The organism is Flavobacterium sp., assembly GCF_044348915.1.
Taxonomy (GTDB): domain Bacteria; phylum Bacteroidota; class Bacteroidia; order Flavobacteriales; family Flavobacteriaceae; genus Flavobacterium.
Genome location: NZ_JBIKRX010000027.1, coordinates 1 through 20968 on the forward strand (window position 1 = coordinate 1; position 20968 = coordinate 20968).

At 34.9% G+C, this 20968-nt stretch carries 15 protein-coding genes and 2 tRNA genes; 10 read left to right on the forward strand and 7 right to left on the reverse strand.

Annotated features, from left to right (window positions below):
- Positions 1 to 3537: T9SS type B sorting domain-containing protein (locus tag ACIQ1E_RS06655; protein ID WP_396169844.1), on the forward strand; the 3537-nt coding region annotated here is incomplete at its 5' end.
- Between the two features lie 151 nt (positions 3538 to 3688).
- Here ACIQ1E_RS06655 and typA read toward each other — a convergent pair.
- Positions 3689 to 5485 carry a translational GTPase TypA gene (gene typA / locus ACIQ1E_RS06660; protein ID WP_396169846.1) on the reverse strand — a complete coding sequence of 599 codons (1797 nt, stop codon included), beginning with the start codon at positions 5483 to 5485 and terminating at the stop codon, positions 3689 to 3691.
- 159 nt (positions 5486 to 5644) lie between these two features.
- On the opposite strand from typA, the gene ACIQ1E_RS06665 reads away from it, so the two are divergent.
- Complete coding sequence (locus ACIQ1E_RS06665; RefSeq protein WP_396169848.1) at positions 5645 to 7354, forward strand: PAS domain S-box protein; 1710 nt, start codon at positions 5645 to 5647, stop codon at positions 7352 to 7354.
- Between the two features lie 4 nt (positions 7355 to 7358).
- Positions 7359 to 7754 (forward strand): response regulator, encoded by a 396-nt coding sequence (locus tag ACIQ1E_RS06670; RefSeq protein ID WP_396169850.1) that lies wholly within the window; start codon positions 7359 to 7361, stop codon positions 7752 to 7754.
- A gap of 65 nt (positions 7755 to 7819) precedes the next feature.
- Here ACIQ1E_RS06670 and rpsT read toward each other — a convergent pair whose 3' ends face one another.
- The 4 genes from rpsT to proS form a co-directional block, all read right to left on the reverse strand.
- Positions 7820 to 8071, reverse strand: a complete 252-nt coding sequence (gene rpsT, locus ACIQ1E_RS06675) for a 30S ribosomal protein S20 (protein ID WP_396169851.1) — start codon at positions 8069 to 8071, stop codon at positions 7820 to 7822.
- Positions 8072 to 8220: 149 nt separating this feature from the next.
- Positions 8221 to 8292, reverse strand: a tRNA-Glu gene (locus ACIQ1E_RS06680).
- A 47-nt stretch (positions 8293 to 8339) separates the two neighbouring features.
- Positions 8340 to 8411, reverse strand: a tRNA-Glu gene (locus ACIQ1E_RS06685).
- A 78-nt stretch (positions 8412 to 8489) separates the two neighbouring features.
- The gene (gene proS, locus ACIQ1E_RS06690; RefSeq protein ID WP_396169853.1) at positions 8490 to 9968 is read right to left on the reverse strand and encodes a proline--tRNA ligase; all 1479 of its coding nucleotides are present in this window, start codon (positions 9966 to 9968) and stop codon (positions 8490 to 8492) included.
- Positions 9969 to 10069: 101 nt separating this feature from the next.
- Here proS and ACIQ1E_RS06695 point away from each other — a divergent pair, with 101 nt between their 5' ends.
- The 5 genes from ACIQ1E_RS06695 (at position 10070) to ACIQ1E_RS06715 (ending at position 15554) form a co-directional block, all read left to right on the forward strand.
- A complete protein-coding gene (locus ACIQ1E_RS06695; protein ID WP_396169855.1) occupies positions 10070 to 10969 on the forward strand; it encodes a hypothetical protein in 900 nt (299 codons plus the stop codon).
- Positions 10970 to 11015: 46 nt separating this feature from the next.
- Positions 11016 to 12515: an OmpP1/FadL family transporter gene (locus tag ACIQ1E_RS06700; protein WP_396169857.1), complete on the forward strand. Its 1500-nt coding sequence runs from the start codon at positions 11016 to 11018 to the stop codon at positions 12513 to 12515.
- A 300-nt stretch (positions 12516 to 12815) separates the two neighbouring features.
- Positions 12816 to 14117 (forward strand): 30S ribosomal protein S12 methylthiotransferase RimO, encoded by a 1302-nt coding sequence (rimO, locus tag ACIQ1E_RS06705; protein ID WP_396169859.1) that lies wholly within the window; start codon positions 12816 to 12818, stop codon positions 14115 to 14117.
- A gap of 24 nt (positions 14118 to 14141) precedes the next feature.
- The gene (locus ACIQ1E_RS06710) at positions 14142 to 14606 is read left to right on the forward strand and encodes a hypothetical protein (protein ID WP_396169861.1); all 465 of its coding nucleotides are present in this window, start codon (positions 14142 to 14144) and stop codon (positions 14604 to 14606) included.
- 33 nt (positions 14607 to 14639) lie between these two features.
- Positions 14640 to 15554, forward strand: coding sequence for an N-acetylmuramoyl-L-alanine amidase (locus tag ACIQ1E_RS06715; RefSeq protein ID WP_396169863.1), 915 nt, complete (start codon positions 14640 to 14642; stop codon positions 15552 to 15554).
- A 314-nt stretch (positions 15555 to 15868) separates the two neighbouring features.
- Here ACIQ1E_RS06715 and ACIQ1E_RS06720 read toward each other — a convergent pair whose 3' ends face one another.
- Positions 15869 to 16906 (reverse strand): outer membrane beta-barrel protein, encoded by a 1038-nt coding sequence (locus tag ACIQ1E_RS06720; protein WP_396169865.1) that lies wholly within the window; start codon positions 16904 to 16906, stop codon positions 15869 to 15871.
- Positions 16907 to 17474: 568 nt separating this feature from the next.
- Between ACIQ1E_RS06720 and ACIQ1E_RS06725 the strand changes: the two genes are divergently transcribed.
- Positions 17475 to 17885 (forward strand): hypothetical protein, encoded by a 411-nt coding sequence (locus ACIQ1E_RS06725; RefSeq protein ID WP_396169868.1) that lies wholly within the window; start codon positions 17475 to 17477, stop codon positions 17883 to 17885.
- 84 nt (positions 17886 to 17969) lie between these two features.
- A complete protein-coding gene (locus ACIQ1E_RS06730) occupies positions 17970 to 19577 on the forward strand; it encodes a SulP family inorganic anion transporter (RefSeq protein ID WP_396169870.1) in 1608 nt (535 codons plus the stop codon).
- Positions 19578 to 20003: 426 nt separating this feature from the next.
- Here the strand turns inward: ACIQ1E_RS06730 and ACIQ1E_RS06735 are convergent, their stop codons facing one another.
- A complete protein-coding gene (locus ACIQ1E_RS06735) occupies positions 20004 to 20960 on the reverse strand; it encodes a sodium-dependent bicarbonate transport family permease (protein ID WP_396169871.1) in 957 nt (318 codons plus the stop codon).
- Positions 20961 to 20968: the final 8 nt, after the last annotated feature.

Sequence of the window (20968 nt, forward strand, 5' to 3'; positions counted from 1 at the left end):
AATACTTTTCAATGGTTTTTTAATGATGTAGCCATCGCCGGAGCTACAACAAGCCAATACACACCAACTGCTCCTGGATATTATCAAGTAAGAGGAGGTATTTCGGGATGTCCTTCTAATGGATTTGTTTTCTCTGATAAAATTCCAGTAAGTGAATGCCCAACTGATTTGGATAATGATAAAACCAATGATAATATTGATATAGACAATGACAATGACGGCATCCTAAACTGCATTGAATCGTATGGAAATCAAAATATTGATATTTCAAATCCATTAGCAGGAAATATAAGCGTTAGCACATTTTCGAATTCATTTATAGGAGCGATTTCAACTGCCGGAGATGGATTGCCTCCGGGAACCTTTATAGGTAGTGCTGACGGGAGTTTTATTTCAGAAATTCCAGCAGGAAAAGAAAATAAAGAAACAAATAAAAAAGCGAGCAGTGTTACCTATAAATTGACTTTTTCTCAGCCTATGAGCGTGGGTATGGAATATGTCGCGACAGCAAATGCCAGCGATTTAATAAATTCAGATGCGGAATACATAATTAATTCAGATAGTAATAAAACGATTACAGTTCTGAATCCAAACAATCAATTATTGATTGATATTAATTATGATGGAATTTACGAATCTGGCGTAACTGAGTATTCATCATACGAAATTCGATGCAGGCTGAACAGCACAAATCCTTTAGCCGCAGGAACAGGAACGTTCAAATTCCAAACTTATTTAGCAAACACGATCAGCTTTACTCATAAAAACCTATCCGATACCAACTCCAATAAATCTACATTTAAGTTTTTTGCTACTTGCGTTCCAAAAGATTCTGACGGAGATAGCATTGCTGATCAATTGGATACCGATAGCGATAATGATGGAATTTTAGATACCATCGAAGCACAAGCTAATAATACTATAGCAATTTCGAATGCCGACACGAATAAAAACGGACTAGATAATGCTTTTGAACCCGGACTTACGCCAGTTGACAGCGATGCTGACGGAGTTATTGATTATTTAGATTTGGACAGTGACAATGATGGAATTCTGGATTTTGTAGAAACTGGAATTGACACTGATACTGATGGAATTCGAAATTTCAGGGAGCTTGATGGCGATAATGATTTATGTAGTGACGTTTTTGAAGCCGGTTTCACTGATGGTGATGGTGATGGAAAATTCGGAATTTCACCCCTTTCGGTTGATGGCAATGGCCTAGTAATTGGTGCGCCTTATACAGCACCGAACAACAATTATAAAATTCCAGCACCTATCGTAATTGCAACACAACCTGCTGTTGCTCCAACTTGCGAATTACAAAACGCAACCATTACCCTAGTAGACAACGGAGGTAATACTTACCAATGGCAACTTTCGACAGATGGAGTAAACTGGAACAACCTCACAAACGACGCAACCTATTCTAATGTATCAACAAATACATTGAACATAACAAGCGTTACCAATGCGATGAATGGCTACAAATATCGGGTTCAATTAAATAAAATAGGTAATTCTTGTGGACTTAGATCAGCAGAAACCACACTCACCGTTTTTGTTTTACCGGTAGTAAATGATATCGCAATTAGACAATGCGGAGCTGATTTATTAGGTTATTCAACCTTTAATCTAACGGTAAAAAACAATGAAATTTCAACTGATTTTACCAATGAAACATTTACTTATTATACCACTTTAGCAGGAGCAATTTCGGCGGATAGCACCAAACGGATAGCAACTACTTTGGCCTATACCAACACTATTCCTTTTACTATGCCTGTTTGGGCGAGAGTTGTCAATAAAAATGGTTGTTTCAGAACAGCTCAAATCACTTTAAATGTTTTAGTAACTCAAATTCCTGTAACTTTCAATAGGTCATTTGAAGTTTGTGATGATTTACTAGACATAAATGGAGCAAATAATGCCAATAATAACAAAAGAGATGGCGTATCATCATTTAATTTTAGTAGCGTCAGTACCGACATTCAAGCTTTGTTGCCTCCTGGAAATTATTCCATTACGTATTACAGAAATCAAGCCGATGCATTAGCAGAGCTAAATGCCATAACCGATATTTCAAATTACAGAAATATAGGATATCCGAATTCTCAAATAATTTGGGGACGTGTCGATAGTGATGTGGATAATGCTTGCTTTGGCCTCGGACCTTATGTAAATCTAACTGTGGAAAAATTACCGTTTGCTAATCCAGTAACAATTGCAAGGCAATGCGACGACAATCAAGACGCAATTTTTATTTTTGATACTTCTGCCTTAGAAAACACTTTATTAGGAAGCAATCAATCATTTCCCGTTACCATAACCTATTTTGACGCCGCAGGTAATCCCTTGAAAGATGCTTACAATGTACCAATCACCAGCCCATTTCCTGCTACTTTTGCAAGTACTTCACAAAACATTAAGGCTGTGGTTACCAATAATACTGCACTAAAATGTTTCGACGAAACCACGATTGAGTTTATAGTTGATGATTTACCGGAAGCGTTTTCAATTCCTGTGCCACTAACAACCACTTGCGATGATGAAACAGATCCTTTAACACAAGATGGAAAAATTTCTTTTGACACCACTACATTTCAATCCACAATTTTAGGATCACAAACAGGAATGAAAGTATATTACTATGACCAAACAGGGGCTTTGCTACCTAGCCCGCTGCCTAATCCATTCGTTACAGGGACTCAAAACGTAAAAGTTGTGGTTGAAAACCCTATTAACACTAGCTGCACAGCAATATTAACTATTCCGTTTATCGTAAATCCGTTGCCCAATATTGACTTAAACACAGACAAAAGTGATGATAATTTAGTTTGTCAAAACGATCCCACATTCTTTGTTCAAATTGATGCGGGAATTGAAGACGGATCATCACCAAGTGACTATGCTTATATTTGGGAAAAAGACGGAGTTGTAGTTGGTGGTAACACCTATACTTTAGATGTAAACGAAGAAGGCTTGTATACCGTTGAAGTTATTAATAGTAGTGGTTGTAGCAGAATTAGAACGATAAAAGTAACTGCTTCAGATGTGGCAAAAATTGATTCAATAGACATCGTTGATATGGCAGACATCAATACTATTACTGTAAATGTGTCGGGATTGGGAGATTATGAATTTAGTTTAGACGAACCAACGGGCCCTTTTCAAGATTCTAATTTTTTCACTAATATTCCTGCTGGTATTCACGATGTTTACATTCACGACAAAAACGGATGTGGTACCGTTTCTAAAACAATAGCTGTAGTAAGCGTGCCCAAATTCTTTACTCCTAACGGAGATGGGTACAATGATTATTGGGGAGTAAAAGGCGTAAATGCGACTTTCAATAGCAAATCTATTATTTACATATATGACCGATATGGCAAACTGCTAAAACAATGGGTTCCTTCAGCAAGCGAGGGCTGGGACGGCACCTTCAATGGAGCGCCTATGATTGCAGACGATTATTGGTACACCATCAAACTAGAAGATGGTCGAGAAGCCAAAGGTCACTTCAGTTTAAAAAGATAGTAACTTTCAAATTTCAATAATCAAATTACAAATCCCAAATTTCAATTATTAAGCATTGGAACTAGAAAATCGAAATTTACTAAATTGGCAAAAAAAATCCCAAACTCCTACTATTGGAATTTGGGATTTTCTATTTGGAAATTCAAAGAATTTATACTTTAAATCTTTTTCTATCAGTTTCAGTCAAATAAATTTTTCTCAAACGAATCGATTTTGGTGTAACCTCAACATATTCATCTTTTTGAATGTATTCTAATGCTTCTTCTAATGAGAAAATAATCGGTGGAATAATCCTTGCTTTTTCATCATTTCCAGAAGAACGAACGTTAGATTGTTTTTTCTCTTTAGTTACGTTTACACACATATCATCACCACGAGAATTTTCTCCAATTACTTGCCCTTCGTATATTTCAGCATTTGGTTCAACAAAAAACTTACCACGATCTTGCAATTTATCGATAGAGTAAGGAATCGCTTTTCCTTTTTCCATAGAAATCAATGATCCTTTGTTACGTCCGGAAATTTCTCCTTTGAAAGGTTCATATCCAATGAAACGGTGTGCCATAATAGCCTCACCAGCTGTAGCGGTTAGCAATTGATTACGCAAGCCAATAATTCCACGGGATGGAATGTTGAATTTTATAATCATACGTTCTCCTCTAGTTTCCATACTCAACATTTCACCTTTTCGCAAAGTAACAAACTCTACAGCTCTTCCTGAAAGTGTTTCTGGTAAGTCGATTGTCAATTCCTCGATTGGCTCACATTTTTTACCATCGATTTCTTTGATGATAACCTGTGGTTGACCTATTTGTAATTCATATCCTTCTCTTCTCATCGTTTCGATAAGAACAGACAAGTGAAGAACTCCACGACCAAAAACCATAAATTTATCGGCTGAATCAGTTTCACCTAATTTCATTGCTAGGTTTTTTTCCAATTCTTTGGTCAATCTATCTCTAATATGTCGCGAAGTAACAAATTTTCCTTCTTTACCAAAGAAAGGCGAATCGTTAATGGTAAACAACATACTCATTGTTGGCTCATCGATGGCAATGGTTTGCAAAGCTTCAGGATTATCGAAACAAGCGATAGTATCACCAATTTCAAACCCTTCAACACCAATAATGGCACAAATATCACCAGCTATAACTTCTTGCACTTTTTTACGACCTAATCCTTCAAAAGTATGCAATTCTTTAATTCTTGATTTCGTAGTTGATCCATCTCTTTTAACCAAAGAAATTGGCATTCCTTCTTTCAAGACACCTCTTTCCAAACGACCAATAGCGATACGACCGGTAAATGCTGAGAAATCTAATGATGTAATTAACATCTGAGGAGTTCCTTCAGAAACTTTTGGAGCTGGAACATTGTCAATAACCATATCTAATAATGCTTCAACATTATCAGTTACGTTTTCCCAATGGTCAGACATCCAGTTATTTTTGGCAGAACCATAAACGGTTGGAAAATCCAACTGCCACTCTTCTGCTCCTAATTCGAACATTAAATCGAACACTTTTTCATGAACTTCTTCGGGAGTACAGTTTTCTTTATCCACTTTATTGATAACAACGCAAGGTTTCAAACCAAGGTCAAGTGCTTTTTGCAATACAAAACGAGTTTGTGGCATTGGCCCTTCAAAAGCATCTACAAGAAGACAAACCCCGTCTGCCATATTCAACACACGCTCTACCTCTCCACCAAAATCGGCGTGACCAGGAGTGTCAATAATATTGATTTTTGTTCCTTTATATACAACAGAAACATTTTTAGAAGTAATGGTAATACCTCTTTCACGCTCCAAGTCATTATTATCAAGTATTAAGTCGCCAGTATTCTGGTTGTCACGAAATAAATGACAATGATACATGATTTTATCAACCAAAGTAGTTTTACCGTGATCGACGTGGGCAATAATTGCAATGTTTCTAATAGCTTCCATCTAATTTTTTTTGAGGTTGCAAAGGTACACTTTATTTTCATATAACAAATCTTTATATTGCTGTTTGCAATTTGTTAACCTATCTTCATAAATAACATAGGATTTAAAATAAGTTTAGAATGACAATAAATAATAACTATATTTTTTTATATTTGAATAATGAAAAACAAAACCAATAAAATAACGGCGATTTATATACTAGCATCCATATTCCTGGCTATTATTTATCGTAAAGTTTTTGCCATCGTTGCGCCTGCAGATCCCTCTGCATTTAGTTTTGTAAATGACTTACTTTTCATTTTAGTTTCCGGTGTACTTCTTAAGTATATTTTATATAAAAGTGATATTAGAAATTCTGAGATTTACAGAAAATTAAAAAACACCAATAATGAAATAAAAGAGTCCAATGAAAAATATGATATAGTATCAAAAGCAACGAGCGATATTATTTGGGATTGGAAAATCACAGAGGACGAAATGACTTGGAGCAAAGGAATTGAAAATGTTTTTGGCTACAAGCAAGATGAAGTTGGCAATAGTTCAACCTGGTGGTTCGGTAATATCCATCCCGAAGACACCATCAAAATGTCGATTAAATTGTATTCATTTATCGAACAAAAAACCGAAAAATGGCAAGATCAATATCGTTTCAAATGTGCAGACGGTTCCTATAAATATGTACTTGATAGAGGTTTTATTCTAAAAGATGAAACTGGAAAATCAGTGAGAATGATTGGGGCAATACAAGATATAACCAAACAAAAAGAAGAAGAACAAAGACTTAAGCTCTTAGAAACGGTAATTACGCACACCAAAGATTCAATTATCATTACAGAGTCCAGCCTAAGCGAAGGTAAAATTCCAAATATAGTCTATGTAAACCCGGCGTTTACAAAAATTTCCGGTTACGATTCTGAGGAAATTATTGGCAAATCGCCAGAATTTTTTATTGGCCCTGATTCCGATATGGAGGAACACGATAAATTGATTAAAGCCATAAAAAACAAAGAGGAATGTCAAGTAGAAACACTTAGTTACAAAAAAGACAATGAAGCCTATTGGGTAAACTTCAATATGTTGCCAGTGTACGATTCTGAAGGAGAACTTTCACACTGGGTTTCAATACAAAGAGATGTTACAGAAGATAAAAAACAAGAAGTTGAAAAAGAGCAGTTAATAAAAGAACTAACACAGAACAATAAAGATTTACAGCAATTTTCTTATATAACTTCACACAATCTTCGAGCTCCTTTATCAAATCTAACGGGATTGCTAAATTTAATAGATGACATTCCTATTGACAATCCTGAACTTAAAGAAATAATTGACGGCTTCAATAAATCAACACATTTATTGAATGAGACAATAAACGATTTGGTAAAAGTTATTATCATTAAAGACAATCCTTCAATAGAAAAAGAATCCTTGTTTTTAAAAGATATTTTCGAAGATGTTTTTAGCCAATTAGATTTTCTTATAGGCTTGCACAAACCCATAATTTTGTTTAACTTTGAGGATGTTTCTTTTCTAAATACCAACAAATCATATATTGAAAGTATTTTATTAAATTTATTGACGAATTCAATTAAGTACAAATCTGACAAAAGAAAATTAAAAATCAACATAAACGCGTATCAATTAGGAGATAATGTAGTTTTAATTTTCAAAGACAATGGCATAGGAATTGATTTAGAAAGAAACAAAGATAAAGTTTTTGGTCTGTACCAAAGATTTCACGACTACCCAGACAGCAAAGGACTCGGTTTATATTTAGTAAAGTCACAAGTTGAAACTATGGGAGGGTCTATTAGTATCGAAAGTAAGGTTGACGTTGGAACGACTTTTTCCTTAACTTTTAAAAACAAATAAAAAAATGCTAGAAACGATTTTATTCATTGATGACGATCTCATAACGTTAATGTTGTGCAAAATGGTTATTTCTAAAGCTTCGTTTTCCAAGGAGATTGCCACTGCCAAAAACGGCGAGGATGCACTTAAATATTTCGATACTCTTAAATCAACTCAATCGACCAACAAACCCCAATTAATTTTTTTGGATCTCAATATGCCCGTCATGAACGGCTGGGAGTTTTTGGATAGTTTTAATACCGAAAAGTATTCGGAGTTTCATGATACCAAAATTGTCATACTATCTTCCACTATTGATCCAGCAGATTTAGAAAGATCAAAAAAATACCCAAGTGTAATTGATTTTTTATCCAAACCAATCTCTAAAGAAATGCTAGATTATTTAAAAGAAAAAATCTAATGTCAATCCATAAAAAAAGTCCCGACTAATATCGGGACTTTTCTATTTTATAAAAATTGTACTAATTACAATTTCGCTACGTGTTTTGTTAATTTAGATTTTAAATTAGAAGCTTTGTTATCGTGAATGATATTTTTCTTAGCTAATTTATCAATCATAGAAATTACAGCAGACAATTTTGACGCAGCATCTGTTTTATCTGTAGATAATCTTAATGCTTTAATAGCATTACGAGTAGTTTTATGTTGATATCTGTTTAATACTCTTTTTTTCTCGTTGCTTCTAATTCTTTTTAAAGCTGACTTGTGATTTGCCATTTTTTCTTTTATTTTTAATTGTTATAAACTATCAGTTAAAAAAGAAAAACCTCCCACAATTGTATTACGCAATCACTTTGGTTTTAACTAATAAAACAAAAACCAGAGACACTAATCTTTATTTTATAAAACTTATTAACAACTAATCGTAGTCCCTGGGGGAATCGAACCCCCCTTACCAGGATGAAAACCTGGCGTCCTAACCGATAGACGAAGGGACCATTATTATTAATCCGCGTTAGACAATTATTATCGACTAACTAATTTGTAGTCCCTGGGGGAATCGAACCCCCCTTACCAGGATGAAAACCTGGCGTCCTAACCGATAGACGAAGGGACCATTATTCTGTAACGCGGATGCAAAAGTACAACTATTTTTTATTCGCACAATAGCTGATAGATATTTTTTTATTTTTTTTTAATAAGCCTTGGCAAACAAGACCCTTCCCACGGAAGAATTACCCGTAAGAATACAGTTTCCTGCCTCTTCTACTCTATCCAAAGGAATACATCTAATAGTTGCTTTTGTCAAGTTTTTTATTTGCTCTTCCGTAGCGGCCGTTCCATCCCAATGTGCTGAAATAAATCCCCCTTTGCCTTCAAGAACTTCCTTAAACTCCTCAAAACTACTTACCTCTGTAATATGAGTTTCACGATAATGTAACGCTTTATCAAACAAATCCACCTGAACTTGGTTTAAAAGTTCTTTTATATAAGCATCAATTCCTTCCTTAGAAACCACCTCTTTAGTTAAAGTATCTCTCCTAGCCACTTCAAAAGTTCCATTTTCGATGTCTTTTGGTCCTACAGCAATACGAACTGGAACTCCCTTTAGCTCCCATTCCGCAAACTTAAATCCTGGTTTTTGAGTGGTTCTATTATCGTATTTAACAGAAATATTCAGTTTTCGCAGTTCTGAAGATAATTCATTTACAACCGCTGATATTTCATTAAATTGTTCGTCTGTCTTATATATTGGAACAATAACTACTTGAATCGGAGCTAAATTAGGAGGCAAAACCAATCCTTTATCATCAGAGTGAGTCATTACTAAAGCCCCCATCAATCGGGTTGAAACTCCCCAAGAAGTCCCCCAGACGTGCTCTTGCTTTCCTTCGGCGTTGGCAAACTTTACATCAAAAGCTTTGGCGAAATTTTGCCCTAAGAAGTGCGAAGTTCCTGCTTGCAAGGCTTTTCCGTCTTGCATCAAAGCTTCGATACAATAGGTTTCTTCCGCTCCTGCGAAACGTTCTGTTTCTGTTTTCAAACCTTTGATAACTGGTATCGCCATAAAATTCTCGGCAAAATCAGCATAGACATTCATCATTTTTTCAGATTCCTCCAGAGCTTCTGCCTTTGTGGCGTGAGCAGTATGTCCTTCTTGCCATAAAAACTCTGCGGTTCTAAGAAATAATCTTGTTCTCATTTCCCAACGAACCACATTTGCCCACTGATTTATTAGTAAAGGTAAATCTCTATACGATTGAATCCATCCTTTATAAGTGGACCAAATTATTGCTTCACTTGTAGGACGAACAATGAGCTCTTCCTCTAATTTGGCATTAGGATCTACAATCAACTTTCCTGCATTATCTGGATCATTTTTTAATCTATAATGTGTTACAATAGCACATTCTTTAGCAAAACCCTCAGCGTTTTTCTCTTCGGCTTCAAACATACTCTTTGGTACAAACAGCGGAAAATAAGCATTTTGATGTCCGGTCTCCTTAAACATTCGATCTAATTCAGCCTGCATTTTTTCCCAAATTGCATAACCATAGGGTTTAATTACCATACAACCTCGTACTCCTGAATTTTCGGCTAAATCGGCTTTTACCACTAGTTCGTTATACCATTTTGAATAATCTTCTTCTCTTGTTGTTAGGTTCTTGCTCATATCGAATAGTTTGGCACAAATTTTGTTTTAATAATTTTAACTAAATAGTTCAGCAAAACTAAGTATTTTTGTAATGTGCAACAATAAAAAATCCTATTGATATGAAAACAAATATTTTTCCCTTCAAAAAAGCTACACTTTATTCACTATTTGGATTTTTAAGTGTTTTAGCAACCTCGTGTGGTACCTATCAAAATAGTTCCTATTATGATAGCGACGGAATATATGGCAATTCTCCCAGAGAGACTCAAGTAGTTTCAAGCACACAATATAAAAACTATTTCAAGTCTCTTCAAGAGAACAATGAGGTATTGAACGATTCCATCATCAAAATACCAAACCAAGGCTACACCGAAACCAATACCGTAAACGTATACAATGACCCGTGGAACATGTCATTCGGAATGGGTTGGGGAATGGGAATGGGCTGGGGAATGGGAATGGGCTGGGGTTATCCAGGCTGGGGCTGGGGTTATGCTGGCTGGGGCTGGGGCTATCCAGGTTGGGGTTGGGGATATCCAGCATATGGCTGGGGTTATCCAGGTTGGGGATATCCAGCATATGGATACAACAATAATTATTCCTACAATTCTAGCCGACGAGGTTCCTCTTATGCTTATGATGTAAATGGAAACCGTTATTCTCAAGGTCAATCCTACAACAATGGAGCCTCTAATTATTCGAATTCAAGAAGAGGCGGCAGCGTTGATGCTCGAAGTAATTCCTCGTTTATGACTGGAGATTATTCACAAAATAGTAATACTAGAACAAGAGCAAATACCACCAATAGCAGCAGTAGAGGGCAAAACTATATCAATAGCAGAACGAATTCTTCAAACTCTAATAATTATAATAGCAGCAATTCAAGAAATTCGTCCCCAAGTAATAGCTACAACTCAAGCAGATCCTCTGGTAATTATAATGGTGGTGGTTACAGCGGAGGTGGTGGTTACAGCGGAGGTGGTGGAAGATCATCTGGCGGCGGCGGAGTGCGACGATAATGACTTTCATTACTGATGAACAAAATATAAACTTAATAGAACAAAAATGAAAAAAATCATATTCCTTTTATTTATTGGTTCCATTTATAACTTACAATCGCAAGAAATCCCTGATGCGATTCGATTTGCTCAAGATAATTTGAACGGAACTGCTCGTTTTAGAGCAATGGGTGGTGCATTTGGTGCACTTGGAGGCGATATGTCATCCATAAATGTGAATCCAGCAGGTTCGGCTATTTTTTCGAATAACCAACTATCGATATCCTTAAGTACCTTCAACAAAAAGAATGAGTCTATTTATTTCGGCACCACAACCTCGGCATCAGAGAGTAATTTCGACATGAACCAAACTGGAGGTGTTTTTGTTTTCAAAAACCAAAACACAACTAGCAACTGGAAGAAGTTTTCCGTAGCAATAAACTATGAGAACATAAACGATTTTGACAATTCTGTTTTTTCTGCCGGTGTAAACCCGACAAATTCAGTGGATAAATATTTCTTGAGCTATGCCAATGGTGTTCCCTTAAGCGTCATTAAAGACAACAATTACGCCCAGTTAGATAGCGGAGCACAACAGGCCTATTTAGGATTCGAATCCTATATCATTAACCCTGTAGCAGATGTGCCAAATAACACGAGGTACGTTTCAAATGTAACGCCAGGGGGAAATTATTACCAAGAAAACAGCATCTATTCAAACGGATATAACGGTAAATTATCTTTTAACGCAGCTACCTCTTATAAAGACAAATTGTATATTGGGGTGAATTTGAACTCGCATTTTACAGATTATGTGCAATCAACTAGTTTTTATGAATCGAATAGAAATACACTCACAACTGATTATACGGTAACCAATTTGCGTTTTAATAATAACCTTCACACTTTTGGTACTGGATTTTCATTTCAAATTGGGGCGATTGCAAAAGTTACGAATGAAATTAGATTGGGATTAGCATACGATTCTCCTATTTGGTACAATTTGAGTGATGAACTTTCTCAAAATGTAACAGCCATTAGTGCGAATACGGTAAATGAACTTCCTCCTGATGTCGTAGATCCAGCTATCATCAATTATTACCCACCTTATGAATTGAATACTCCTAGCAAGATTACAGGTAGCTTTGCCTACATCTTCGGAAAAACAGGCCTTATAAGCTTGGATTACTCTCTAAAAAATTATGGCAGCACTGAATTCGAACCGCAAAATGACCCGTATTTCAGGGATTTAAATAACGAAATGAGCAATATTCTAACAACGGCTGGAGAATTACGACTTGGTGCAGAATATAAAATCAAGGAATGGAGTCTTCGAGGCGGTTATCGTTTCGAGGAAAGTCCCTATAAAGATGGCACTACAATTGGTGATTTAAACTCTTTCTCAGGAGGTTTAGGTTATAATTTTGGCGCATTCAAATTAGATTTCTCCTACACGAATGCGCAAAGAAAATCTCAGCAACCTTTCTTTAACCAAGGTTTTACTGATGGAGCTAAAATCAATACAATCGGCAATAATTTCACAATGACTTTATTGTTTGAAATGTAATCCTCTCCCCGACCCTCTCCACACGAGCGACAGCGAACTGGCAAAGCAAAGGAGAGGGAGTTAAACATAATTAAAACCGCTTTCGATTATAAATCTAAAGTGGTTTTTTCTTTGAAAAAGTGCTACTGAAATACAAAAAATCATAAAATAGCCCCGATAGAAATGGAAATCCTCCCGATTTTTCTTCGGGAGATTGCAATGAATAGCGGGACTAAAGGTTTATAAATAAACAAAGATTTATGCTCCTAAAAATAAAAATCGTAATTTTGCCGACTTCCAAATTATAGGAATTATAAATATATGAGAACCAAGTCTTTAAAAAAGAATAAAATCAACGTGATCACTCTTGGGTGTTCAAAAAATGTGTATGATAGCGAAGTCCTTATGGGACAATTAAAAGCTAGCGGAAAAGATGTCGTTCACGAACAAGAAGGAAATATCGTTGTGATCAATACCTGCGGATTTATTGATAATGCAAAGGCAGAGTCGGTAAATATGATTCTAGAATATGCCGATAAAAAAGAACGTGGATTAGTTGACAAAGTATTTGTAACTGGCTGTTTATCTGAAAGATACAGACCTGATTTAGAAAAAGAAATCCCTAATGTGGATCAATTTTTTGGAACAACAGAATTGCCTGCCTTGCTAAAAGCATTAGGAGCCGATTACAAACACGAATTGCTTGGAGAGCGTTTGACAACCACTCCGAAAAATTATGCTTATTTGAAAATTGCCGAAGGCTGCGATAGACCTTGTAGTTTTTGCGCCATTCCATTGATGCGAGGAAAACACGTTTCGCAAACCATTGAAAAATTGGTAAAAGAAGCGGAAGGTTTGGCAAGAAACGGTGTGAAAGAATTAATTTTGATTGCACAGGATTTGACCTACTACGGTTTAGACATCTACAAAAAGAGAAATCTTGGCGAATTATTGGAAGCTTTAGTAAAAGTTGAAGGAATTGAATGGATTCGTTTGCATTACGCCTTCCCTACTGGTTTCCCTATGGACGTTTTGGAAATTATGAAACGGGAACCAAAGATTTGTAATTATATAGATATTCCATTGCAACACATTTCAGATTCTATTTTGAAATCGATGAAACGAGGAACGACTAAAGAAAAAACAACCAAATTATTACAAGAATTTCGAAAAGCGGTTCCCGGAATGACTATAAGAACCACATTAATTGTCGGTTATCCTGGAGAAACTCAGGAAGATTTCGAGATTTTGAGAGATTGGGTACAGGAAATGAAGTTCGAACGATTGGGTTGTTTTGCTTATTCACACGAAGAAAACACATCTGCCTATGAACTAATTGACGATGTTCCGGACAATGTGAAGCAGGATCGGGCTAACGAAATAATGGAGCTCCAATCGCAAATTTCTTGGGATTTGAACCAAGAGAAAATTGGAAAAACCTACCGTTGTATCATCGACAGAAAAGAAGGTGCACATTTTGTGGGAAGAACTGAATTTGACAGCCCTGATGTGGACAATGAAGTTCTGATTGATGCGACTGAACATTATGTGAAAACTGGCGAATTTGTAATGGTAAAAATTATTGATGCTACTGAATTTGATTTATTCGCAGAACCTATTTAAATTTACATTATCAAAATACTTAGAATGAAAACAACAATTCACATTTTTGCAAGTTTGATTTTTTTACTTACAATCAATACCGTTGCAGCCCAATATGGGAATGGCTACGGAAACGGTTATGGCCGAGGAAATGGGATGAACCAAATGGGTGCTATGAGCCAAAGAAGCGAACCTGAAAAACCAAAAGAAACTCCTCCTGAAGAAATTGTTGCCAATTATATGGATGAAATGAAACCAGCACTGGGTCTCGATGAACTTCAATCGCTAGCAATTTCAAACGTTTTGGTAGAAAGTGTTAAAACTCAAGGAAGAATTTCGAAACTAAATTTATCCCAAGAAGACCAAATGGCTGAGTATAAATTACTGGCAGAGAGTACAGATAAAAAAATAAATAATTTTTTGAATAAAGATCAAAAAGAAAAATACCTTACATTCAAAGAAGACATGAAAAAACCCAAAAAATCAAAATCAAAAGAAAAAAAGAAATAAATTTCACCTCCTAACTAAATCAAAATTACCAAGATGAAAAACCAATTATTTAAAATATTCTTTTATTTCACTTTGGCAGCGTTTGTTGTTTCTTGCTCTCCGAACCCCTATAAAGCAAGTGAAAAATCATATAAAGAGCAGCTAGAAAATTACAAGAAAATAATTTCAAATATGGAAGCTGCAAAATTGCAAACTAGCAGCAATACCATTTTACCAAACACTGATGCAACTATGGACCCATTGGTCCGATACAAAGATACCCTATCGACAAAAGCGCCTGTTGCGTTGCCGAATGGCATTAGTACAGAATGGATAAGTACTGTAAATTTCAACCTTAGAAAGCCTAATTTTATAATTATTCATCATACCGCTCAAGATTCATTAGCACAAACTATCAAAACCTTTACCATCACTAAACCTCAAGTCAGTGCTCACTACGTAATTGCTGATGATGGTCGAGTTGTTCAAATGGTGAATGACTATCTTAGAGCTTGGCACGGCGGGAATGCGATTTGGGGAAGAAATACAGATATTAATTCGACTTCTATAGGAATCGAATTAGACAATAATGGTTTTGAACCTTTTTCAGACAAACAAATTACCAGTTTATTGGCTTTGTTAACCAAACTTAAAAAAGATTACAACATTCCAATACAAAACATAATTGGTCATTCTGATATAGCGCCTAGTCGTAAAACAGATCCTAGCAAATTATTCCCTTGGAAGCTTCTTGCTTTGAATGGTTTTGGAGTTTGGCCTGACGAAGTTTTAGAACCTGCTCCAGCCAACTTCAATGTTGAACAAGCTTTACGAATTATAGGTTACAATACAAAAAATCTAAATTCAGCAATTTCAGCTTTCAAACTGCATTATATTCAGACCGAAGTAGATAGTATATTAAATGAAAAAACCATTAATACCATCTATAATATCTACAAGAAACAATAGTTCTAATTGGCTTACCATATAAAAACAAGCTTTCTTGTATTAAGAAAGCTTGTTTTTTTTGATGCAATACCAATACCAATAAATATTGCCATTGATAAAATAGCACTGTAAAGTAAATACTACTAAAGACCTTACGGAGTAGCAACTAGTATTAAAGACCTATTCTAAACTACAGAAATACAACTCTTTAGATTGCAATTTCATTAGAATGATAAAAAATAAAATTAACACTATAATTACAGTCTCTGTACAAAAAAAACTGCCAAGGCACTAAATCGCATCTTGGCAGTAAAAAAAAATAATATTTTTAAGTATTAGAACCCGTAAACAACTGCTAAAAGAAATTGAGAAGCAGATTTAGTACCCATCATATCAGAATCTACAAACGCATCTTCAGAAGCACTATCAAGTCTTAGCTCAGGAATAACTGTAAAACCACCCAGTTTATAGTTACCAGATAAGGTAAAAGCAGTTACCGACTCATCTCCACTGATGCCAGATAAAGTTGAACCTTCTTTTACACTAAAATATTCCGCACGAAGTCCAAGACCAAAAGCATCAGTAATCGCATACGATGGATACAAAGCTACACCTGTATAACCTTGATCACCGGTATTTGACCAATCAGCAGCATTTAAGCCCAATTTAAATTTTTCTGAAATTTGAAAAGTAGCAGTTAAGTCAAATATAGTACCGCTAACAGAACCATCCATAAAGTTAAGATAAGCACTAACTGGGCCACTTGCAAAAGACAATTGACCACCAACTGCGTTCAATCCTTTCGCTGGATCAGCATTATACTTGTTCCAAGAGTCGTTAAACAAACCTAGCATTGCACCAAATTTGTCAGATATTCTGTAATTTGCTTTAATACCAGCATTTTGAAATGGTCCGTTGGTAAACAAATAAGAAGTTGAATAGTGAAAATTTCCAACTGGAGAAATAACTTCATAACCAATAAAAGTTCCCATATAACCAGCAGTCATACTAAATTTTTCGGTAAATGCATAAGTAGCATATAAGTTTTGAATGTGGAATGAATTCATATCAACTCCATCACCATTCGGAATAGATTGATATTGACCTCTTGGACCAAAAGATACTTGACCAACAAAAGATGCTTTTCCTACTGATTTTTTCAATGCAATATCAAGCATACCTAAGGAAACTGAATTTTGATCTGTCCCAAAACTAGTCAGAATATTGGGAGTTTTTGAAAAATCATACTTGTAATATAAATCACCGGAACCAGAAATTTCTAAAGGAGTTGATTTTGGTGCTTCTGCTGCATCTTGTGAAAATGATGCCATACTTGTTAGTGCTGCTGCTAAAATAAAAGTTAATTTTTTCATTTTTGTTCTAGTTTAGTTATTTATTTAGTTTTAATGTTATTAATTTTTTTTACTACATAATGTACTTTCAAAAAACTTGAAAAACAACAATTTGTAGGTCAAAAATTAAGTCGAAATAGATCTTCTTTCTGAGGCAAATCTATCAACTTTTGTCTAGCTAAAACATTAAAAAAAAGCTTTTTTTACTCTTTTGCGAAAGAATTATCAATAACCAAAAATTGATTGTCAAAAAATAGTATATCCTTATTATAACAATTTTTATTCATCATATTAATATTATTATTTTTTCAAACACCTCTATTTTTTAGGGTATTTTATAAAATACTGATTAAAAATTTGAAATTACACTTAAATTTTAGTCTAAAATTTAAGTGTACCCCCTAAAAAACATTACCATATAGCTTTAATTAAAAAAAATAGAAGAAATACAACAAAAAGACATGAATCTCAAAAAAAATGAATTAAAACGAATAATAAGCCGCTTTTGTTCAGACAAAAAAGTAAAAAAGCACCTGATTTTAAATGTGCTACACGAAGGGGAATTTGCTCTAATTTTAAGTATAGAAAAATGGCTAAAAACGAAAAAAATATACAGCCTTTTTTTTGCTACAGATTGCCATTTTCAGAGATGTTAATTATAATTTTAAATCAATTAAATATTTTGATTTCAATTCAATATTTTTATATTTGTATAATAATGAAAACAATCGCAAGACTATTACTTTTTCTGTTTTTGAGTTTTCTTATTACACCGACTGTTGTTTGTGTAATTGAGAAAAATGCCGATGTATCATTATTTTATAGTTTTTCTGAAGAAGAAAAAACGCAAAAAGAAATTAAAGCTGTTAATTTTATCGATATTGAAATTACTTCGATAGATTTATCTCAATTGAATTGTAAGATAATATTCTCTGAGAATTTATCAAAACACGATCACATTTCCTCTACAATATTTATCCCCCCACCCGAACAAGCCTAATAACTATATGATTTTGTTTATTTTATAAATCAGCTATCGATTAAATCATAGCAAATTATTATGTTTAATTTTCAATAGGGAATTATGTCAAAAAAAATCAATCTTTTCGCAAACCTTAAATCTGATTTTGCCTCAGGTTTAGTAGTTTTTTTAGTAGCTCTCCCTTTGTGTTTAGGTATAGCAATGGCATCTGGAGCTCCTTTGTTTTCAGGTATTATTTCGGGCGTAGTTGGAGGTATTGTAGTTGGATACCTTAGCAAATCACACATAAGTGTTACGGGGCCTGCTGCTGGTCTTACAGCTATCGTATTGACAGCCATCACCGATTTGGGCGCTTTTGATATCTTTTTGACAGCTGTTTTTTTAGCGGGTCTGATTCAATTAGGATTGGGTTTCCTAAAAGCTGGAGGGATTTCAAATTATATTCCAACAAATGTCATCGAAGGAATGCTAGCTGGTATTGGAATAATTATTATCCTCAAACAATTACCGCACGCCTTTGGTTACGACAATGACTTTGAAGGTGATTTATCCTTTTCTCAAACCGACGGCGGCAACACTTTTTCTTCATTATTTGGCATCTTCAATTATGTTCAGGTAGGATCGATTATCATCGCTGCAATATCACTACTAATTTTAATTTCTTGGGACAAAGTCCCTTTTCTTAAAAAATTCAAATTAGTTCCAGGCGCGCTAGTTGCAGTAATTGTTGGTGTGGCCCTGAATGAGATTTTCACTTCAACGGGAAGTTCCTTAACCATAGCCAAAGAGCATTTAGTATCTCTTCCGATGCCAAGCACTGTAGAAGAATTCAAACAAATTATTGTAACCCCAAATTTTTCTAGCATAACAAATACGCAAGTTTGGGTTGTTGGTTTGACGATTGCGATAGTGGCATCAATTGAAACCTTGTTATGTATTGAAGCTGCTGACAGAATGGATATTCACAAACGATACACTGACACCAATGTCGAGCTAAAGGCCCAAGGAATTGGCAACATAGTAAGCGCTTTTTTAGGAGGATTACCTATGACATCTGTTGTTGTTCGAACTTCGGCAAATAATGCAGCTGGAGCAAAATCGAAAATGTCGGCCATCATACACGGAATATTATTATTAATAAGTGTCTTAACGATTCCTATTATATTAAACAAAATTCCATTGGCAACTTTAGCAGCTGTTTTACTATTAGTAGGTTACAAACTGGCTAAACCAGCTACTTTTAAACATTTTTACAAACAAGGTAAATATCAATTTGCCCCCTTTATTGCAACTTTGCTCGCTGTTGTTCTCTTGGATTTATTAAAAGGGGTAGCTTTGGGTCTGATCATAAGTGTTTTCGCAATATTAAGAGGAAATATGAAAAGAGCATACCACTTTAGAAAAGAAGAATACCATGACGGCGATGTCATTCATATCGATTTAGCGCAAGAGGTTTCGTTCTTGAACAAAGCAGCAATCAAATCGACCTTGAACTCAATTCCAGAAAACTCAAAAGTCGTTATAAACGCTCAAGATACTGTATACATCTCTCACGATGTATTAGATTTAATAAAAGAATTCAAAAAAATTAGAGCCAAGGAAGAAAATATCAAACTAAAATTGACTGGATTCAAAAAAGAGTACGAACTAGAAAATACCGGTGAAGAAGATAAACATGTATTCGTGTCTACAAAAAAAGCAGCTATTTAGCTTGCAAAAATCAAATACGCATTATAGAGAACCTGTAACGATATAATTGGACTATTATAAAAAGCTTGACAACGTTTACTGTTTGTGGTCCAAATGATCGGGAGAATTTAATGAAACTACGAATCTTTAAAGAAGGTTGAACTTAATTATCATCAAAATGGCTATACCAAAATATAGCCATTTTTATTTTACACTCCAGTCTAAAATTGATTCGTCTCTATATATTTTTATAACCCTTCGTTCATAAGCGATGTTAACTTAGGATTATGAAATTACAATAACAAGTCGATGGATTAAAAGTTAGAGGTTAAAATAGTTCAATTGCTGTAATTCGCAGCATAAATTGTTTTGATAATTAATCCAAGATTCGAAGCCGAAGAACTTTAAACCATTAATTATGAAATAGCTTTTCCTACACTTTTTTGTCTATGTAGAAAGTATAACTCCAAAGTACAAAGGAAAACCTAATGTAATGTTAAACGGAAAGGTGACAGCTAATGCCATTGGCAAATATAAACCCGGATTTGCCTTGGGTGCTGCAATTTTCATCGCTGCTGGTACTGCAATGTAAGATGCACTAGCAGCAAGAATGGCAAATATAAAACGATCTCCTGTTTCGTGTGTTATCAATCCACTTAATGCTGCTACCAAGCAACCGTTGATAATAGGTATTACAATGGCAAATGCAATTGTAAACCATCCATTCTTTATAAATGCTGATAATTTTCTGCCGCTTGTCATTCCCATATCAAGCAAAAAGAGCACCAAAAACCCTTTGAAAATATCCGTTGTGAAAGGCTTTATTCCAGCCGCTTGACTGTCACTAGCGAGCATTCCAATTACTAAACTTCCCATAATTAAAAGAACACTTCCATTGGTAAATGAATGCTTCAAGATTCCCCCAATTTTCAAGGAATTGTCTTTTTTGTAAAAAGAAATCAAAATAACACCAATAATAATTGCCGGCGCTTCCATCAACGCCATTATCGCGACCATATACCCACTAAATTCCAATTTTTGTAACTCTAAAAAAGAGATAGCTGTAACAAAAGTTACCGCACTTACAGACCCATAAGCTGCGGCAATCGCACCAGCATTGTAAGTACCTAGCTTCTTTTTCAAGATAAAAAAAGAATAAAAAGGAATTATAATAGATATCGCAATTCCAAAAACCACAGCCCAAACAATATCCAAAGTAAACGAACTATGCGCTAATTCTTGACCGCCTTTGAAACCGATAGAAAACAATAAATAAAGTGAAATAAATTTCGATGTATTCTCAGGAATTTCCAAATCACTTTTTACTTGAACTGCAATAATGCCTAATAGAAAAAATAATAGTGCTGGACTTGTTAGATTATCCATTAAAAGATCTGTGTTCATAGTTTTGC